Raw genomic sequence first — 15,430 nt, forward strand, 5'->3', positions numbered from 1 at the left:
TCCACCCCGAAGGGCTTCATCGTTCGACTTGCATGTGTTAAGCACGCCGCCAGCGTTCGTCCTGAGCCAGGATCAAACTCTCCGTGAATGTTTACTCGTAATCGAGTGAACACATCGGAAGAGCGGAACAGCCACCATCGGAATAAGACGGTGTGTTCCTGCGTCCTCGCTAGTGTTGCCTACCCGCCGCATGGGCCAGTAGGACTTCAAAGGAACCTCAACTTGCCGAAGCAAGTCGGGGTATCAACATATTTGGCGTTGACTTTTGGCACGCTGTTGAGTTCTCAAGGAACGGACGCTTCCTTCGTACTCACCCCTGCGGGCTTTCCTCCGGACGTTTTCGTTCGGTGTTTCTTTTGTGTTGTTGCGTTTCCGACTCTATCAGACCGTTTCCAGTGCCGATTTCCTCGGTCCCGCTCGCTTTCCAGGTTCTTCGCTTTCGCGTTTTCCCTTTCCGGCGGTTCCGACTCTATCAGATCCTTTCGGGCCTGATTCCCAGTCAGCGGGTGTTGTCTTCGCGGCTGTTGGGCCGTTCCGACGAGTGAGACATTAGCGGAGTCCGGGGCCCCGATGCCAATCGGGGTGCGCCCTCTCGAACGCGGATTCCTCATTTCGCAAAAGCGCATGAGAATGCATACGACGGACGTCGCAGTCATTGGTCATGGTTTTGCGGGATGGTTGTCGCCGTCCCGGTCGAGGACGACCGGTGCTCACATAGGACAACCCGCAGAACCTTACGGACGGGCCCCCTCCGCGTCAAACCGGCCCGGTGTGACCCACCGCTCACCCCGGAGCCGCGCCCCCCGGCCTTATTATGCAACTTGTTGCACAAGGGATGTCGCGTGAGCGCATGGAGGCGTCGGATGAACCAGTCGAGCCCTTCGGGTCAAAGCCCATCGGGTCTGAACCCTTCAGGTCAAAGCCCATCGGGTCAGAGCCCGACGAGTCGGTACCCCCACCTGTTGGCCCCGTTGGACCTGGGTTTCGTCACCCTCCCCAACCGGGTGGTCATGGGCTCGATGCACATCGGCCTGGAGGAGGCCGAGCGCGGCTTCGAGCGGATGGCCGCCTTCTACGCCGAGCGGGCGCGTAGTGGTGTCGGGCTGATGGTCACCGGCGGCATCGCCCCTAACGACGTCGGGCGGCCGTACCCCGGCGGCGCCAAGCTGACGACTCCCGAGGAGGTCGCGCAGCATCGCCTCGTCACGGACGCCGTGCACGAGGCCGGCGGCCGGATCGCGATGCAGATCCTGCACTTCGGGCGGTACGCGTACCACCCCGACCTGGTCGCACCGAGCGCGCTGCAGGCGCCGATCAGCCCGTACGTACCCCGTGCGCTGACCGACGACGAGGTCGAGGAGACCGTTGAGGAGTTCGTACGGGCGGCCGGGCTGGCCAAGGAGGCCGGTTACGACGGGGTCGAGATCATGGGCTCCGAGGGGTACCTGATCAACGAGTTCATCGCCGCGCACACCAACAAGAGGGACGACAGGTGGGGCGGGTCGTACGAGAACCGCGTGCGCTTCCCGCTGGAGATCGTGCGGCGGGTGCGGGAGCGGGTCGGGCCCGACCTCATCCTGATCTACCGACTGTCCATGCTGGACCTGGTGCCGGGCGGGTCGACGTTCGACGAGGTCGTGCAGCTCGCGAAGGCCGTGGAGGCGGCCGGGGCGACGATCATCAACACGGGCATCGGATGGCACGAGGCCCGGATCCCGACGATCGCGACCTCCGTGCCGCGCGGCGCGTACGCCTGGGTGACGAAGCGGGTCATGGGATCGGTAGGGATTCCGCTCGTGACCACCAACCGGATCAATACACCCGAGCTGGCGGAGGAGCTGCTGGCCGGAGGCTTCGCCGACCTCGTGTCGCTGGCGAGGCCCTTCCTCGCGGACCCGGAGTTCGTGGCCAAGGCACGGGACGGACGGGCCGACTCGATCAACACCTGCATCGGTTGCAACCAGGCCTGCCTCGACCACACCTTCAGCGGGAAGATCACTTCCTGTCTGGTGAACCCGCGGGCCTGCCACGAGACCGAGCTGGTGCTCTCCCCCACCCGGCTGCGCAAACGGGTCGCCGTGGTCGGCGCCGGCCCGGCCGGGCTCGCGTGTGCGGTGACGGCGGCCGGGCGGGGACACGCGGTGACGCTGTTCGACGCGGCCGATGCGATCGGCGGGCAGCTGAACGTCGCACGCAAGGTGCCGGGCAAGGAGGAGTTCGACGAGACGCTGCGCTACTTCGGCAACCGGATCCAGGAGTACGGGGTCGAGCTCCGGCTGGGCAGCGTCGTGACGCGCGAGGTGCTGGAGGCGGGCGCGTACGACGAGGTGGTGCTGGCGACCGGTGTCGCCCCGCGTGTGCCGGAGATCGACGGCGTCGGTCACCGTAGCGTCGTGCGCTACCTGGAGGTGCTGCGCGGCGAGGTGGAGGTCGGCGAACGGGTCGCGATCCTCGGCGCGGGCGGCATCGGGTTCGACGTCGCGGAATTCCTCACCGACGAGGGGGAGCAGGCCTCGCTCTCCCCCGAGGTCTTCTTCCGGCAGTGGGGTGTGGACATGGAGTACGAGGGCCGGGGTGGGCTGCGGGCGCCCGAGCGGCCGAAGTCGACGCGGACCGTGCACCTGCTCCAGCGCAAGGAGACGAAGGTGGGGGCGGGGCTCGGCAGGACCACCGGCTGGATCCACCGCACCGAGCTGGCCAAGCGGGGGGTGACCATGGTCGCGGGGGCGTCGTACGAGCGCATCGACGACGAGGGACTGCACGTGGTCCTGGGCGGCGAGCGGCAGGTGCTGGCGGTCGACACCGTTGTGCTCTGCACGGGGCAGGAGCCGCGCCGGGACCTGTACGAGGAGTTGCTGGCCGGGGGCGTACCGGTCCATCTGATCGGTGGCGCGGACGTGGCGGCGGAACTGGACGCCAAGCGGGCGATCAAGCAGGGGACCGAGGTGGGGGCGGGGTTGTAGCGGGACGTGCGGGTGGGGGGAGCTGTGGTCGGGCTTGCGGATGGGGGGAACTGTGTCGGGCGTGCGGGGTGGAGGCGGGCCCGTTGCGGAGCGTGCCGGTTGGCGGTGCTGCCTAGGATGCGGTCATGTCACTCCCCCACGCCATCCTGACCGCCCTGTTGGAGAAGCCGTCCTCCGGGCTGGAGTTGACCCGGCGGTTCGACCGGTCCATCGGGTACTTCTGGTCGGCGACGCATCAGCAGATCTACCGTGAGCTCGGAAAGCTGGAGCAGGCCGGGCTGATCCGGGCGCTGCCGCAGGACGTACCGACGCGGGGGCAGAAGCGGGAGTACGAGGTGCTGGCCGCCGGGCGCGAGGAACTGGTCGCGTGGGTGGCGAGGACCGAGGATCCCAAGCCGTTGCGGGACGCGTTCGCGCTGCGGCTGCGGGCCGCCGCGATGGTGGGGACCGGGGAGCTGCTGGCCGAGGTGGAGCGTCATCTCGGACTGCACCGCGTGCAGCTGGCCACGTACCGGGAGATCGAGAAGCGGGACTTCGCGGCGGGAGCCGACGGCCGTGAGGAACGGTTGCAGCATCTGGTGCTGCGGGCCGGCATCGAGATGGAACGGTTCTGGGTGGAGTGGCTGGAGGAAGCCATGGTGGAGCTGCGGGAGCTGGACGGCTGACGAGGTCCACGGCTTCCGGGCGGCGCGGGACGGGCCCACGCGTGCCGTATGGGTAGGACCTACGCGTGCCGTATGGGCAGGACCTACGCGTGCGGGAGGGCTCGACCCACGCAAGCGGGGGGGCCGGGCCCGCGCATGCGGGAAGGGCCGGGCCCGTGACGGGTCCGGCCCTTCCGGCAGGTGGCTCAGGCCTCGTTGCGGGAGGCCCAGAACTCTTCGAAGTTGAGCCGGCCGTCGCCGTCGCCGTCGTGGGACTTGATGATGGCCTGGGCCACCGTCTCGGTGACGTTGAAGTCGCCGAGCTGGGCCATCAGGCTCTTGTACTCGGCGGCCGTGATGACGCCGTCCTGGTTCTTGTCGAACTGGTCGAACGCCTTGCGCGCCGACTCGAAGTCGATGTCCGCCACGTGGTCCACCCCTTGGTGCGTCAGGCCGGTCGGTCTCGGCCGGGCCAATCAATACGGCGACAGGTTAGCGGCCCTGGTAAGGACCCCGGTGGGGCGGGTTCGGGATCCGGTTTCCGGACCGGTCGCCGGTGCCCGCCCGCGACGGGCGGCGGGGGCGGGCGCAGGGGCTGAGCAAGGGGGAGGAGGGACCCTGGTGGAGTGGGGAGGGGTCAGCGGAAGATTCCTGTGTGGCCGAGGGAGTAGCGGCCCGGTTGGGGGTAGACTGCCAGGCCGTGCGGGCCGTCGCCGACCGGGATGCGGGCGAGCTGCTTGCCGGATGTCGTGTCGATCGCGTACACCTCCGAGTCGTAGCGCCCGGCCAGCCAGAGGACCTTGCCGTCCGCCGAGACCCCGCCCATGTCGGGGCTGCCGCCCTCCGGCAGGTGCCACTTCTTGGTGAGTTTGTTCCGCGCGAAGTCGAAGACCGAGATCGACCCCTCGCCCCGGTTGGGCACGTACATCTCCTTGGAGTCACGGGAGATGTAGAGGCCGTGGCAGCCCTTGCCGGTGGGCAGGAGGTTGGGGGTGGTGAACTTCTCGCCGTTCAGTACCCACATTCCGTGCGCCATCATGTCGGCGATGTAGAACGTCTTGCCGTCCGGGGAGATCTTGACGTCCTGCGGCATCGCCCCCTCGAAGGGCAGCTTCTGCTGGCCGACGACCCTCATCTTCTCCGTGTCGACCTTGAGCAGTTCCCCGGAGAACTCGCACGAGACGATGAAGTAGCGGCCGTCCGCGGAGAAGTCCGCGTGGTTCACGCCCGCGCAGCTCACCGGCACCGTCTTGACCCGGTTCATGGTGTGCGGGTCGCGGAAGACGAGTTCGCGGTCCATGGAGGCCATGACGATCGCGTACTTGCCGTTCGGGGTGAAGTAGAGGTTGTACGGGTCGTGCACCTCGACCGGCTTGCCCGCGATCCCGTTGGCCGGGTTGATCGGGGTCAGGGAGTGGCCGCGGTTGTTATTGACCCAGAGGGTCTTCATGTCCCAGGAGGGCACCACGTGCTGCGGCTGGATGCCCACGGGGATCGTCTCGATGACCTTGTACGTGGCCGGGTCGATGACCGAGACGGTGTTGGAGATGGTGTTGGGGACGTAGATGCGCGCGGGGAATTTCCGGGCCACCGGCGCGATGTTGCCGGGGCGGTTCGCCGCGTAGATGTCCTTCGGGTTCTGCACCGGCGGCATGCCGGGCAGTCCGGCCGGGGCGGCCTTCTTGAAGGGGGCGGGCACGGCGGCGGCATTCGTACCGGGAGCTTGTGCGCCGTTCCTGCCCGAGGGGTCCGCGCAGCCCACGAGGGCGGAGAGCAGCACGGTCGCCGCGCACAGGGCGCGGGTACGGGAGGAGAACGGGCGCGCGGCGGGCGGGCGGGGGGCGGGCGTACGACGTGAGGCCAAGACCCGCGCGAGGGAACGGGGCAGGGGCCGGGATCCGCGCCACGGGCGGGGGTGGTCGTGGGCGTGGGGGTGGGGGTGGGCGCTGGTGCGGGGAGGCAGGGGCAGCGGGGTCATGGCGTCAGCAGCTCCGTGGTGGTCACCGCGCGCAGCTTGCGGCGGTGGAGGTCGTCGAGGAGGGCGGGCAGCGCGGCGACCGTGTCCGCATAGCCGAAGTGCAGGCTCACCACGGATCCGTTGCGGATCTCCCCGGCGACCTTGCTGGTGACGGCCGTCGCGCCGGGCGAGGTGAAGTCGAGGGAGTCCACGTCGTAGGAGAGGACGTGGGGGTAACCGGCCCGGCGGGCGAGCCGCTGCACGAGCGGTGTCGCGTACTGGGTGCGGGACGGCCGGAACCAGGTGCCGATCGAACCGGTGAGGCGGCGCAGGCGCTGCGCGCACTCGGTGATCTCGCGGTACGCCTCCTCCTCGGGCATCTCCGAGACGGTGAGGTGGCGCTGGGTGTGATTGCCGAGGTCGTGACCGCCGTCCAGGATCCGGCGCGCCATGGCGGGGTGTTCGTCGAGCCAGCTGCCGACGGCAAGGACGGTGATCCGGGCGCCGGCCCGTTCGGCCTCGGCGAGGACGGCCCTGGCGGTGGCGGGGTCGCCCTGGCCGTGGAAGGTGAGGGCGACCTGGGGACGGTCACGCGGGCCGTGCCCGACCTGGGCGGGCTGCCCGGGGAAGCGGCGGGGGGCGGGGGCGGCCGGGACACTGCCGGTCCGGTCCTGGCCGTGCTCCCCACCGGACGCGGCCCCGGTGGCGGTGGGGTCCGTGGAGCGGCCCGCGGGCACGGCGCCGTCGGGGCGGTCCGCTCCCCCGCACCCGGCCGCGAACACTCCCGCCAGCGCGGCACCGGTCCCGGCCCGCAGCAAGGCGCGCCGACCGGACACCGCCGCACGGCCACCGCCGGCCTCTTCGGCAGGGGCCGGGGACGTTCCAGGGGCACTGCGCAGCCGGTCGCCGTGGTCGGTCGGTGGTGCGATGGGGCTCACCTCGCCAAGGGGTGGGGCGGGGCTCGCCCCGGGTGAGCACCATAAATGTGTCAAGCGAGGAACTTCCCGATTGCTCCTTTTGGGGCGTTTCGACCCCCGGCCAGAGTGGTCGCGTCCGGGAGTTCACGGGCCACCCGACCGGACCCAGGCAGCAAGGAAACACGCATCGAATCCCATAGTTATGCAGCTAAAGAGAGGTGGGTGGCCCACCTCACCAACGATTCACCTCTAAAGTGTGAGGGTTTGTGGCGTATTGCCCGAGTAGGGACTTTTGGCTTGAAGCCGCCTGTCTGCCATAGTCGGAGGCACGAACCCCATTGACCCGGGCCAGTTCGTGACTCAGGCCCTGGAGCACACCCCTTCCGCTCCAAGGCCCCCTCGGAAGCCCCCGCAGCGCGCCCCACCCCGGCGCCTGGGGGCTTCTGGCGTTTACGGGCGGCCACCCCGCGCGGGCAGCCAACCCTCGCGATCCGCAACCCCAGCGGCCCGCCGACCCTCACCGGCCCGCCGACCCTCACCGGCGGTCCGCTACCCGCACTCAGCGGTCACGGTCAACCACCCGCATCTCGAACCACGTCGTCTTTCCTCGCGGCAGTAAATCCACGCCCCACCGGTCGGAGAGCTTGTCCACCAGGAAGAGGCCCCGGCCGCTGACGTCCGTCTCGCTCACCGGCATCAGGCACGGCAGACCGCGCGAGGGATCACGCACCTCCACGCGGATCCAGCCCCGGCGGCGCAGCATCTTCAGCCCGAAGACCCGGGCGCCGGTGTGCCGGACGGCATTGCCGACGAGCTCCGAGACGAGCAGTACGGCGAACTCCGAGACCTGCGGGGACAGTCCCCACTTGCGCTGCACGACCCACAGGGTCAGCCGGCGCGCGGTGCCCGCCGATTCGCCGAGCGAGGGCAGCTTCACCTCGCCGTCCGTCGGGTCGCCGAAGGTCGCCACCTCCGTGCGCGTCCGTTCGTCCTCGACGGCCGGCAGCCACCGCGCGGCGGTCACATGCCCCTGCTGTCGCGGTTCCTCCACACCCTCCAGGCCCGCCATGCCCCCATCATGGCCGCAGCCGGCGGGGTCCGGGGCCGTTCCGGGGGAATCGATCCCATGGAACGGCGTCACCCCGGGGCGGCATCCGGTATATGACAGAGGCAGGAGTGGAGCCTTGGCGCCGCACTGACCTGCGACTACGTACCGCACCCAGGTGATCACCCGCTGTGCGATCACGCTCAGCCTTAATGTCCTCTTAAGGCTGAGCCGGCCCGGCAGGCCCCCCGCACGGATGACCTGCCGTCAATAGACCCTGCCGTCAATTGGCCGCGTCCTAGAGGAACTTGGCCTTGCCGGGCCCCTCCTCCACGAAGCTGCGCATGCCGCGCTCCCGGTCCTCGGTCGCGAACAGCCCGGCGAACCAGGTGCGTTCGATCGCCAGGCCGGTCTCCAGGTCCGTCTCCAGGCCGGCGTCGATGGCCTCCTTCGCCGCGCGCAGGGCGAGAGCCGGGCCCTGCGCGAGCTTCGCGGCCCACGCGTGCGCCTGCTCGTACACCTCGGCGGCCGGTACGACCCGGTCGACCAGGCCGATCACGAGGGCCTCGTCCGCCTTCACCATGCGGCCGGTGAAGATGAGGTCCTTGGCCTTGGAGGGGCCGACGAGGCGGGACAGCCGCTGGGTGCCGCCCGCGCCCGGGATCAGGCCGAGCTGGATCTCGGGCTGGCCGAACTTGGCGTTGTCGGCCGCGATGCGGAAGTCCGCACAGAGGGCCAGCTCGCAGCCGCCGCCCAGCGCGTACCCGGTGACGGCGGCGACGACGGGCTTGGGGATGCGGGCGACCGCGGTGAAGGCGTCCTGGAGCGCCCGGGACCGTACGACCATCGCGGCGTGGTCCATCGCCTGCATCTCCTTGATGTCCGCACCGGCCGCGAACACCTTCTCTCCGCCGTGGACGACCACCGCGCGCACGTCGTCGCGCCGGCCGGCCTCCTCGGCGAGCTCGCGCAGCCGGTCCTGGGTGGCGACGTCGAGGGCGTTCATCGGGGGGCGGTCGAGACGGATCGCGCCGACGCCTGCGGTGACTTCGAGAGTGACTGTCATACGGGCGAGGTTAGCGGTCGTTCACGCGGTGGCAACGGGAGCACGGACACGGGCCCGATGCACTTGGTCACAGTGCACCGGGCCCGTTCCGCGTACGAGACGCGGGAGCTACTTGGTCCACTCCGCCCAGGACATGTTCCAGCCGTTCAGGCCGTTGTCCGGGGATATCCGCTTGTCGTGGGAGTTCTTGACGATGACGACGTCACCGATCTGCGAGCTGTTCCAGAACCAGGCCGCCGGGGTCCCGCCGTCCCCCGCCCCGCGCTCGTCGCGCAGGCCGACACAGCCGTGGCTGACGTTGGAGGAGCCGAAGGTGCCGGAGGAGGCCCAGTAGTTGCCGTGGATGAAGGTGCCGGAGTTCGACAGCCGCATGGCGTGCGGGACGTCCTTGATGTCGTACTCGCCGCCGAAGCCGACGGTGGCGCCGTTCATCCGGGTCACCTTGAGCTTCTCACTGATGACCATCTCGCCGTTGTACGTCGTGGTGGAGGGGGCGCCCGCCGTTATCGGGATCGTCCTGACCAGCTTGCCGTCGCGGACGACCTTCATGGTGTGGCTCTTGGCGTCGACCGTGGAGACCTGGCTGCGGCCGATGGTGAACTTCACCGTCCTGCTCTGCTTGCCGTAGACACCGGGGCGGCCCTCGACGCCGTCCAGGTTGATCCTTACGGTGACCTCGGTGCCGGGCGCCCAGTACTTCTCGGGGCGGAAGTCCAGGCGGTCGTTGCCGAACCAGTGGCCCTCGATCGGCACGGACGGTTCGGCCGTCACCTTGATCGCCTTCTGCACCGCCTCCGGCGAGGTGATGCCCCGGGTGAAGTGGAAGGACACCGGCATCCCGACGCCCACCTTGGTGCCGTCCTCGGGACGGAACTCGCCGATGAAGGTGTTCTTCGGGACGAGGGTGGTGAAGGAGGTGTCCTGGGCCGACTCGCGGCCGTCGGCGTCCTTCGCGATGGCGTGCACCTTGTACGACGTACTGGCGGCGAGGTGGTGGGAGGGCTCCCAGCCGCTGCCGTCGGCGGCCAGCTTGCCCTCGACCTCGTTGCCCTTGGAGTCGGCGACCTTGACCTCGGTCAGTTTGCCCTTGTCGGCGGTTATCTTCAGCGTGCCGCTGGTCGCGACGTCCTTCGCGCCGTTCTTCGGCGCCACGGTGACGACCGCCTGGGACGCCTTGGTGTCAGGCTGCCCGGCACCCGGCTGCTGCTTGTCCGGTTTGCCCGCGTCGTCCGGTCCGCCGCCGCCGCAGGCGGTGACCAGGAGCAGCAGGGCGCCGAGCACGAGCGCGAGCAGCGCCCGCCCGCCGCGCCGACGTGTTCCCGTGGGCCCGGACGTGACCGGGATCGGCTGCCTGTTCAATGTGGAATTCTCCCCTCGCGCACGGCCCTGACCAGGCCCGCACCCCCGTACGCAACTACCGCGCACTGTGCGCTAGATAATCACACCGGGCGCGTCGGGAACTCTCTCCGAATGTCACCGTTCCGTCCCAAGTGGCCTGCTGGGCAGGGGTGCGGGCCCGCGTCGGGAGGGTCAGCGCAGGGCGGAGCCGGCCGTCCAGCTCTCCCATCCCATGTTCCAGCCGCCGAGCCCGTTGTTGGGAGCGACCTTTCGGTCATGTGAGTTGACCACTTCGACGACGTCTCCGACGAGCGTGCGGTCGAAGAACCAGCCCGCCGGGGTCTCCCCGCTGCCGCCCTTCACGTCGCGCAGTCCGATGCAGCCGTGGCTTGCGTTGCTGGAGCCGAAGACTCCGGTGGACCAGTAGTTGCCGTGCAGGAAGGTGCCGGAGGCGGTGAGGCGGATGGCGTGCGGGACGTCCGCGATGTCGTACTCGCCGCCGAAGCCGACGGTGCGCCCGTTCATCCGGGTGACGTCGTGCATCTCGCTGACCACCATCTTCCCGTTGTAGGTGGGGTTCTTGTCGGTGCCCGCGCTGATGGGGACGGTGGACAGTTCCTCGCCGTCGCGGGTGACGGTCATGGTGTGCTCCTCGGCGTCGACCAGGGAGGTCTGGTGGCGTCCGACGGTGAAGGAGACCGTCTTGTTCTGGATGCCGTAGACGCCGGGGGCCGCCGGTACGTCGCGCAGCCTGATGTCGGTGGTGACGACGGTGCCGGGGCGCCAGTACGTACGCGGCCTGAAGTCGAGGCGCTCCTTGCCGAACCAGTGGCCGACGACGGGGACGGCGGGCTGCGAGGTGACGCGGATGGCGCGCTCGACGGCCGCCCTGTTCTCGATGGCCCGGTTGAAGGAGAAGGAGATGATCATGCCGGTGCCGACGGTGGAGCGGTTCTCCGGCTTGAAGTAGCCGATGAAGCGCTCGTCGGGGACGTGGGTGGTGAAGGACGTCGTACGGGCGGTGCGGTGGCCGTCCTCGTCGACGGCGACCGCGTGCACGGTGTACTTGGCGGCGAGCACGAGCTTCCCGGCGCTGTCGCCCGCGTCCGGCTGCCAGGTGCTGCCGTCGGCGCTGATCCGCCCCCGTACCTCCTCCCGCTCGGAGTCCTCGACGCGCAGCACCCGCACCCGTTCCAACGTGCCGTCGGGGACGTTCACTTCGAGGGGGGCGCCGACCCGCACGTCCTTGGCGTTGTCGGCGGGGACGATGCGGATCGCCTCCTCGGGGGAGGCCGGCTCGGAGTCGAACCAGGAGCCGACGCCGCCGGAGCAGCCGGTGAGGGCGAGGGCCAGGGCGACGACGGCCCCGGCGCGGGCGAGAGTTCTTGTCACGGGGTGTCGCACGTCCGGGCCGACGGCCAGCGGCCTGCGGGGGAGACGTGAGTGCGAGCGCCACTCTGGGCATGACAGCAGGGAGGACCTCATGTGGAGAGCCTGGCGGCCGGGACGCCGTCGTGCCTCTCGACTCGCCGGTCCCCGACGAGCCGCGGGAGGACCAACGGTGTCGAGCGCATCCGAACAGGACGTGCAAGTAGTACCCGGGAGCGAGGTGCTCCCGGCCCATCGGAACGGGGCCGCGACCGTGGCCACCAGCAGAAACGGCCACCGGCAGCGGTCCGGCGACGGCCCCCGGCCACCCGTGTGGCCGGGGGCCCCGAACCCTCTGGGGGCCCGGTTCCGGGTCGGCCCCGACGGGGTGGCGGGCACCAACTTCGCCCTGTGGGCGGGCGGTGCGGAGTCCGTCGAGCTGTGCCTCTTCGACGAGGAGGGCGTGGAGCGGCGGTGCCCGCTGACCGAGCTGACGCACGAGGTGTGGCACGGCTTCGTGCCCGGGGTGCGGCCCGGCACGAGGTACGGCTTCCGGGTCACCGGGCGGTGGGACCCGTGGACGGGCGCCCGCTGGAACCCGGCGAAACTGCTGCTCGACCCGTACGCGAGGGCGGTGGACGGCGACTTCGTCCTGCCGCCCGAGGTGTACGGACACGTACGGGACTGGCCGCAGCAGCACGTGGCGGACACGGTGCGCGACGAGCGCGACTCGGCCCCGTTCGTGCCGAAGGGGGTCGTCGTCCACGACGACGACGACTGGGTGGACGACCGGCGGCCGAAGACGCCGTGGGCGGACTCGGTGATCTACGAACTGCACGTACGGGGCTTCACGATGCGCCACCCCGGCATCCCCGAGGAGCTGCGGGGCACGTACGCCGGGCTGGCGCACCCGGCGGCGATCGAGCACCTGGTGCGGCTGGGGGTGACGGCGGTGGAGCTGCTGCCGGTGCACCAGTTCGCGCACGAGGACCACCTGCTGCGGCGCGGCCTGAAGAACTACTGGGGCTACAACTCGGTCGGCTACTTCGCCCCGCACGCGGGGTACGCGGCGAGCGGTACGGCAGGACAGCAGGTCGGCGAGTTCAAGCGGATGGTGCAGGCGCTGCACGCGGCCGGCATCGAGGTGATCCTGGACGTGGTCTACAACCACACGGCCGAGGCGGGCGAGCTGGGCCCGACGCTGTCCATGCGCGGGATCGACAACCGCGGCTACTACCGGTTGCAGGGCGACGCCCGGCGCTACGCGGATTACACCGGGTGCGGCAACACCCTGCACGTGGTGCAGCCGCACGTGCTGCGGCTCATCACCGACTCGCTGCGCTACTGGGTCAACGAGATGGGGGTGGACGGCTTCCGCTTCGACCTCGCGGCGGCGCTGGCACGGTCCATGCACGACGTGGACATGTTGTCGCCGTTCCTCGCGGTGATCGCGCAGGACCCCACGCTGCGGCGGGTGAAGCTGATCGCGGAACCGTGGGACGTGGGCAGCGGCGGCTACCAGGTGGGCGCGTTCCCGCCGCTGTGGACCGAGTGGAACGACCGCTACCGGGACGCGGTCCGGGACTTCTGGCGCGGCGCGCTGCCGGACGTACGGGACCTGGGCTACCGGCTCTCGGGGTCGAGCGACCTGTACGCGTGGGGCGGCAGACGGCCGTACGCCTCGGTCAACTTCGTGACCGCGCACGACGGTTACACGCTGCGGGACCTCGTCTCCTACGAGCAGAAGCACAACGCGGCGAACGAGGAGGGCAACCGGGACGGCACCCACGACAACCGGTCCTGGAACTGCGGGGTGGAGGGCGAGAGCGACGACGCGTCCGTACTCGCCCTGCGCAGGCGGCAGCTGCGCAACCTGGTGACCACGCTGCTGCTCTCCACGGGCGTGCCGATGCTGGTGGCGGGCGACGAGATGGGTCGCACCCAGGGCGGCAACAACAACGCGTACTGCCAGGACAACGAGATCAGCTGGGTGGACTGGTCGCTCCTCGACGATCCCGGCTGGCGCTCGCTCTTCGACCTGACCGCGCGGCTGCTGGCCCTGCGGCACGCGCATCCGGTGCTGCGGCGGCGGGCGTTCTTCTCCGGCAGGTCCCAGGGGGCCGACGGGCTGCGGGACCTGGCGTGGTTCACGGTGCACGGCCGGGAGATGACGCAGGACGACTGGTACGCGCCGACGGCGACGCTCGGGATGTACCTCTCGGGCACCGACATCCCCGGCCGCGACGCCAGGGGCGAGAAGGTCGAGGACGAGAGCTTCCTGGCGGTGCTGCACACGGGCGGCGACCCGGTGGACTTCCGGCTCCCCGGTGAGCCGTGGGGGGCGTCGTACGAGGTGGTCGTGGACACGTCGCAGGAGGAGCAGGCGGAGCGGGCGGAGGTGGCGGGCGCCGTGCACGCGGGTGGCGCGGTGCTGCCGGTGCCGGGCCGGTCGGTGCTGTTGCTGCGGGTCAGGAGGTGAGGGAGGAGCAGGCGCGCGGGCGTCAGCCGAGGATGCCGCGTTCGTAGGCGGTGGCGACCGCCGCCGCGCGGTCGTTGACGTTCAGCTTGGCGTAGAGGTGGGTGAGGTGGGTCTTCACCGTGGCCTCGCTGATGAACAGGACGCGGGCGATCTCGCGGTTGGAGGTGCCCTTGGCGACGAGGCTCAGCACCTCGTGCTCGCGGGCCGAGAGGGGTGAGCCGGAGGTGGCGCCCGCGGGGCGGGGGTTGCGGACCTGGGTGATCAGGCGGGTGGCGACGGCGGGGGACAGGACCGTACGGCCTTCGGCGGCCGCCCGTACCGCGGTGAAGAGTTCCTCGCGGGGGGCGTCCTTGAGGAGGTAGCCCGTCGCGCCGGCCTCGATGGCGGGCAGGGTGTCGGTGTCCGTGTCGTAGGTGGTGAGGACCAGGACCTTGGCGGGGAGGGCGCGGCGGGTGATCTCGGCGATGGCGGCCACTCCCCCGCCGCCCGGCATGCGCAGGTCCATGAGGACGACGTCGGGGTTCAGCCGCGCGGTCAGTTCCACGCCTTGGGGGCCGCTCGACGCCTCGCCGAGCACCTCGAAGCCGGGATCCGTGGCGAACATGCCGCGCAGGCCGTCCCGTACCACCGGGTGGTCGTCGACGATCAGGAGGGTGATGGCATCAGATGTCTCGGGCATGGGGCAGCAAGGGTACGCGGGCGGAGAGCGCCGTGCCGGAGCCCGGCTCGGACTCGACGCTGACGGTGCCCGCGACGCGTTCGGCGCGGGCGCGCATGCCGTCGAGGCCGAAGCCGCCCGCCTCGGTGCGCGCGGCCACCGCCGAGGGGTCGCAACCGGTGCCGTCGTCGCGGATGTCGAGGGCCACCTCGTTCTGGCCGCCGGAGAGCCTGGCGAAGCGGGTGGTGAGCTTCTCGGCGAGGCCGAGCCGCTCGGCCAGGGGCCGCCAGTCCGCCGGGACGGGGTAGAACGACGCGTACAGCTCCAGGGCCTCGCGGACCAGGAGCTTGGGCTGCAACTCGCTCTCCTGGAGCTGGACGCCGAGCAGATGGGTGACCTTCTCGTGGTCGTCGACCGGGCTGAGCCCCGCCACCCGCACCGTGCCGGGGTCGGGGGTGCGCAGGCCCTCGACGCATTCGACGGTGGTGGTCTTGCCGGCCCCGTTCGGGCCGAGGATCCCGAAGATCTCACCTTCCTCGACGGCGAAGGAGACCCCGTCTACGGCGGGGCGTCCTGCGTAGGCCTTGCGGAGTTCGCTGACTTCGACGAGGGCCGTACGAGGAGGATGGCGCGGGCCCCGGCCCTGCGGTATCGGCCATCGCGCTCGACGGGGGCATCAGCCGATCGGTGGATGGGTGCGCCGCGGGGTGAACCCGTCCCCTACGACACCCGCAGGGCGTACCGGGGTGCGCACGGCGGCAGTTCCGAGGGTTCGTCGTACAGCTGGGTCCGTACGGCCGGGTCTGTACGGCCGGGTGCGTACGGCGGGGTGCGTACGGCGGGGTGCGTAGGGCCGAGTGCGTACGGCCGGGTCCGTACGGCCGGGTGCGTAGGACCGGGTGCGTAGGACCGGGTGCGTAGGACCGGGTGCGCGCGACCGGGAACGCGCGATCGGGAACGCGCGGGGAGTCGGGGCGAGGCTCCGAATACTCACT

Annotated in this window: 12 protein-coding genes, 1 rRNA gene and 1 pseudogene; 3 read left to right on the forward strand and 11 right to left on the reverse strand. The window is 70.3% G+C overall.

Features of this window, described 5'->3' with window-relative positions; translation table 11 throughout:
• A 16S ribosomal RNA gene (locus ACIQM4_RS04875) occupies positions 1-88 on the reverse strand; the annotation flags it as partial.
• A 922-nt stretch (positions 89-1,010) separates the two neighbouring features.
• Between ACIQM4_RS04875 and ACIQM4_RS04880 the strand changes: the two genes are divergently transcribed.
• On the forward strand, positions 1,011-2,963 hold the full coding sequence (locus ACIQM4_RS04880; protein ID WP_401588065.1) for an FAD-dependent oxidoreductase: 1,953 nt from the start codon (positions 1,011-1,013) through the stop codon (positions 2,961-2,963).
• Positions 2,964-3,088: 125 nt separating this feature from the next.
• Positions 3,089-3,628: a PadR family transcriptional regulator gene (locus ACIQM4_RS04885; protein ID WP_401586166.1), complete on the forward strand. Its 540-nt coding sequence runs from the start codon at positions 3,089-3,091 to the stop codon at positions 3,626-3,628.
• Positions 3,629-3,813: 185 nt separating this feature from the next.
• On the opposite strand, the gene ACIQM4_RS04890 is transcribed toward ACIQM4_RS04885, so the two are convergent.
• The 7 genes from ACIQM4_RS04890 to ACIQM4_RS04920 all read right to left on the reverse strand — a co-directional run bounded on the left by ACIQM4_RS04890 (position 3,814) and on the right by ACIQM4_RS04920 (position 11,322).
• Complete coding sequence (locus ACIQM4_RS04890; RefSeq protein ID WP_401586168.1) at positions 3,814-4,035, reverse strand: EF-hand domain-containing protein; 222 nt, start codon at positions 4,033-4,035, stop codon at positions 3,814-3,816.
• Between the two features lie 209 nt (positions 4,036-4,244).
• The gene (locus tag ACIQM4_RS04895; RefSeq protein WP_401586170.1) at positions 4,245-5,471 is read right to left on the reverse strand and encodes a YncE family protein; all 1,227 of its coding nucleotides are present in this window, start codon (positions 5,469-5,471) and stop codon (positions 4,245-4,247) included.
• A gap of 110 nt (positions 5,472-5,581) precedes the next feature.
• Positions 5,582-6,400, reverse strand: a complete 819-nt coding sequence (locus ACIQM4_RS04900; protein WP_401588068.1) for a polysaccharide deacetylase family protein — start codon at positions 6,398-6,400, stop codon at positions 5,582-5,584.
• 640 nt (positions 6,401-7,040) lie between these two features.
• On the reverse strand, positions 7,041-7,550 hold the full coding sequence (locus ACIQM4_RS04905; protein WP_401586172.1) for an ATP-binding protein: 510 nt from the start codon (positions 7,548-7,550) through the stop codon (positions 7,041-7,043).
• A 274-nt stretch (positions 7,551-7,824) separates the two neighbouring features.
• The gene (locus ACIQM4_RS04910) at positions 7,825-8,592 is read right to left on the reverse strand and encodes an enoyl-CoA hydratase/isomerase family protein (RefSeq protein WP_401586175.1); all 768 of its coding nucleotides are present in this window, start codon (positions 8,590-8,592) and stop codon (positions 7,825-7,827) included.
• Positions 8,593-8,700: 108 nt separating this feature from the next.
• A complete protein-coding gene (locus ACIQM4_RS04915; RefSeq protein ID WP_401586178.1) occupies positions 8,701-9,951 on the reverse strand; it encodes an Ig-like domain-containing protein in 1,251 nt (416 codons plus the stop codon).
• A 171-nt stretch (positions 9,952-10,122) separates the two neighbouring features.
• Positions 10,123-11,322 (reverse strand): Ig-like domain-containing protein, encoded by a 1,200-nt coding sequence (locus ACIQM4_RS04920; RefSeq protein WP_401586181.1) that lies wholly within the window; start codon positions 11,320-11,322, stop codon positions 10,123-10,125.
• Positions 11,323-11,491: 169 nt separating this feature from the next.
• Here ACIQM4_RS04920 and glgX point away from each other — a divergent pair, with 169 nt between their 5' ends.
• Entirely contained in the window at positions 11,492-13,777 is a 2,286-nt protein-coding gene (gene glgX, locus ACIQM4_RS04925) for a glycogen debranching protein GlgX (protein ID WP_401586183.1), read from the forward strand.
• A gap of 22 nt (positions 13,778-13,799) precedes the next feature.
• Here glgX and ACIQM4_RS04930 read toward each other — a convergent pair whose 3' ends face one another.
• The 3 genes and pseudogenes from ACIQM4_RS04930 to ACIQM4_RS04940 all read right to left on the reverse strand — a co-directional run.
• The gene (locus ACIQM4_RS04930) at positions 13,800-14,456 is read right to left on the reverse strand and encodes a response regulator (RefSeq protein WP_401586186.1); all 657 of its coding nucleotides are present in this window, start codon (positions 14,454-14,456) and stop codon (positions 13,800-13,802) included.
• Positions 14,440-14,643 (reverse strand): ATP-binding protein, encoded by a 204-nt coding sequence (locus tag ACIQM4_RS04935; protein WP_401588071.1) that lies wholly within the window; start codon positions 14,641-14,643, stop codon positions 14,440-14,442. The genes ACIQM4_RS04930 and ACIQM4_RS04935 overlap by 17 nt, the downstream gene beginning before the upstream one ends.
• Positions 14,644-15,087, reverse strand: a pseudogene (locus ACIQM4_RS04940) (ATP-binding cassette domain-containing protein); the annotation flags it as partial.
• Between the last annotated feature and the right edge of the window lie 343 nt (positions 15,088-15,430).

Origin of the sequence: Streptomyces sp. NPDC091272 (genome assembly GCF_044757485.1) — a bacterium.
In the GTDB taxonomy this organism is placed as follows: domain Bacteria; phylum Actinomycetota; class Actinomycetes; order Streptomycetales; family Streptomycetaceae; genus Streptomyces.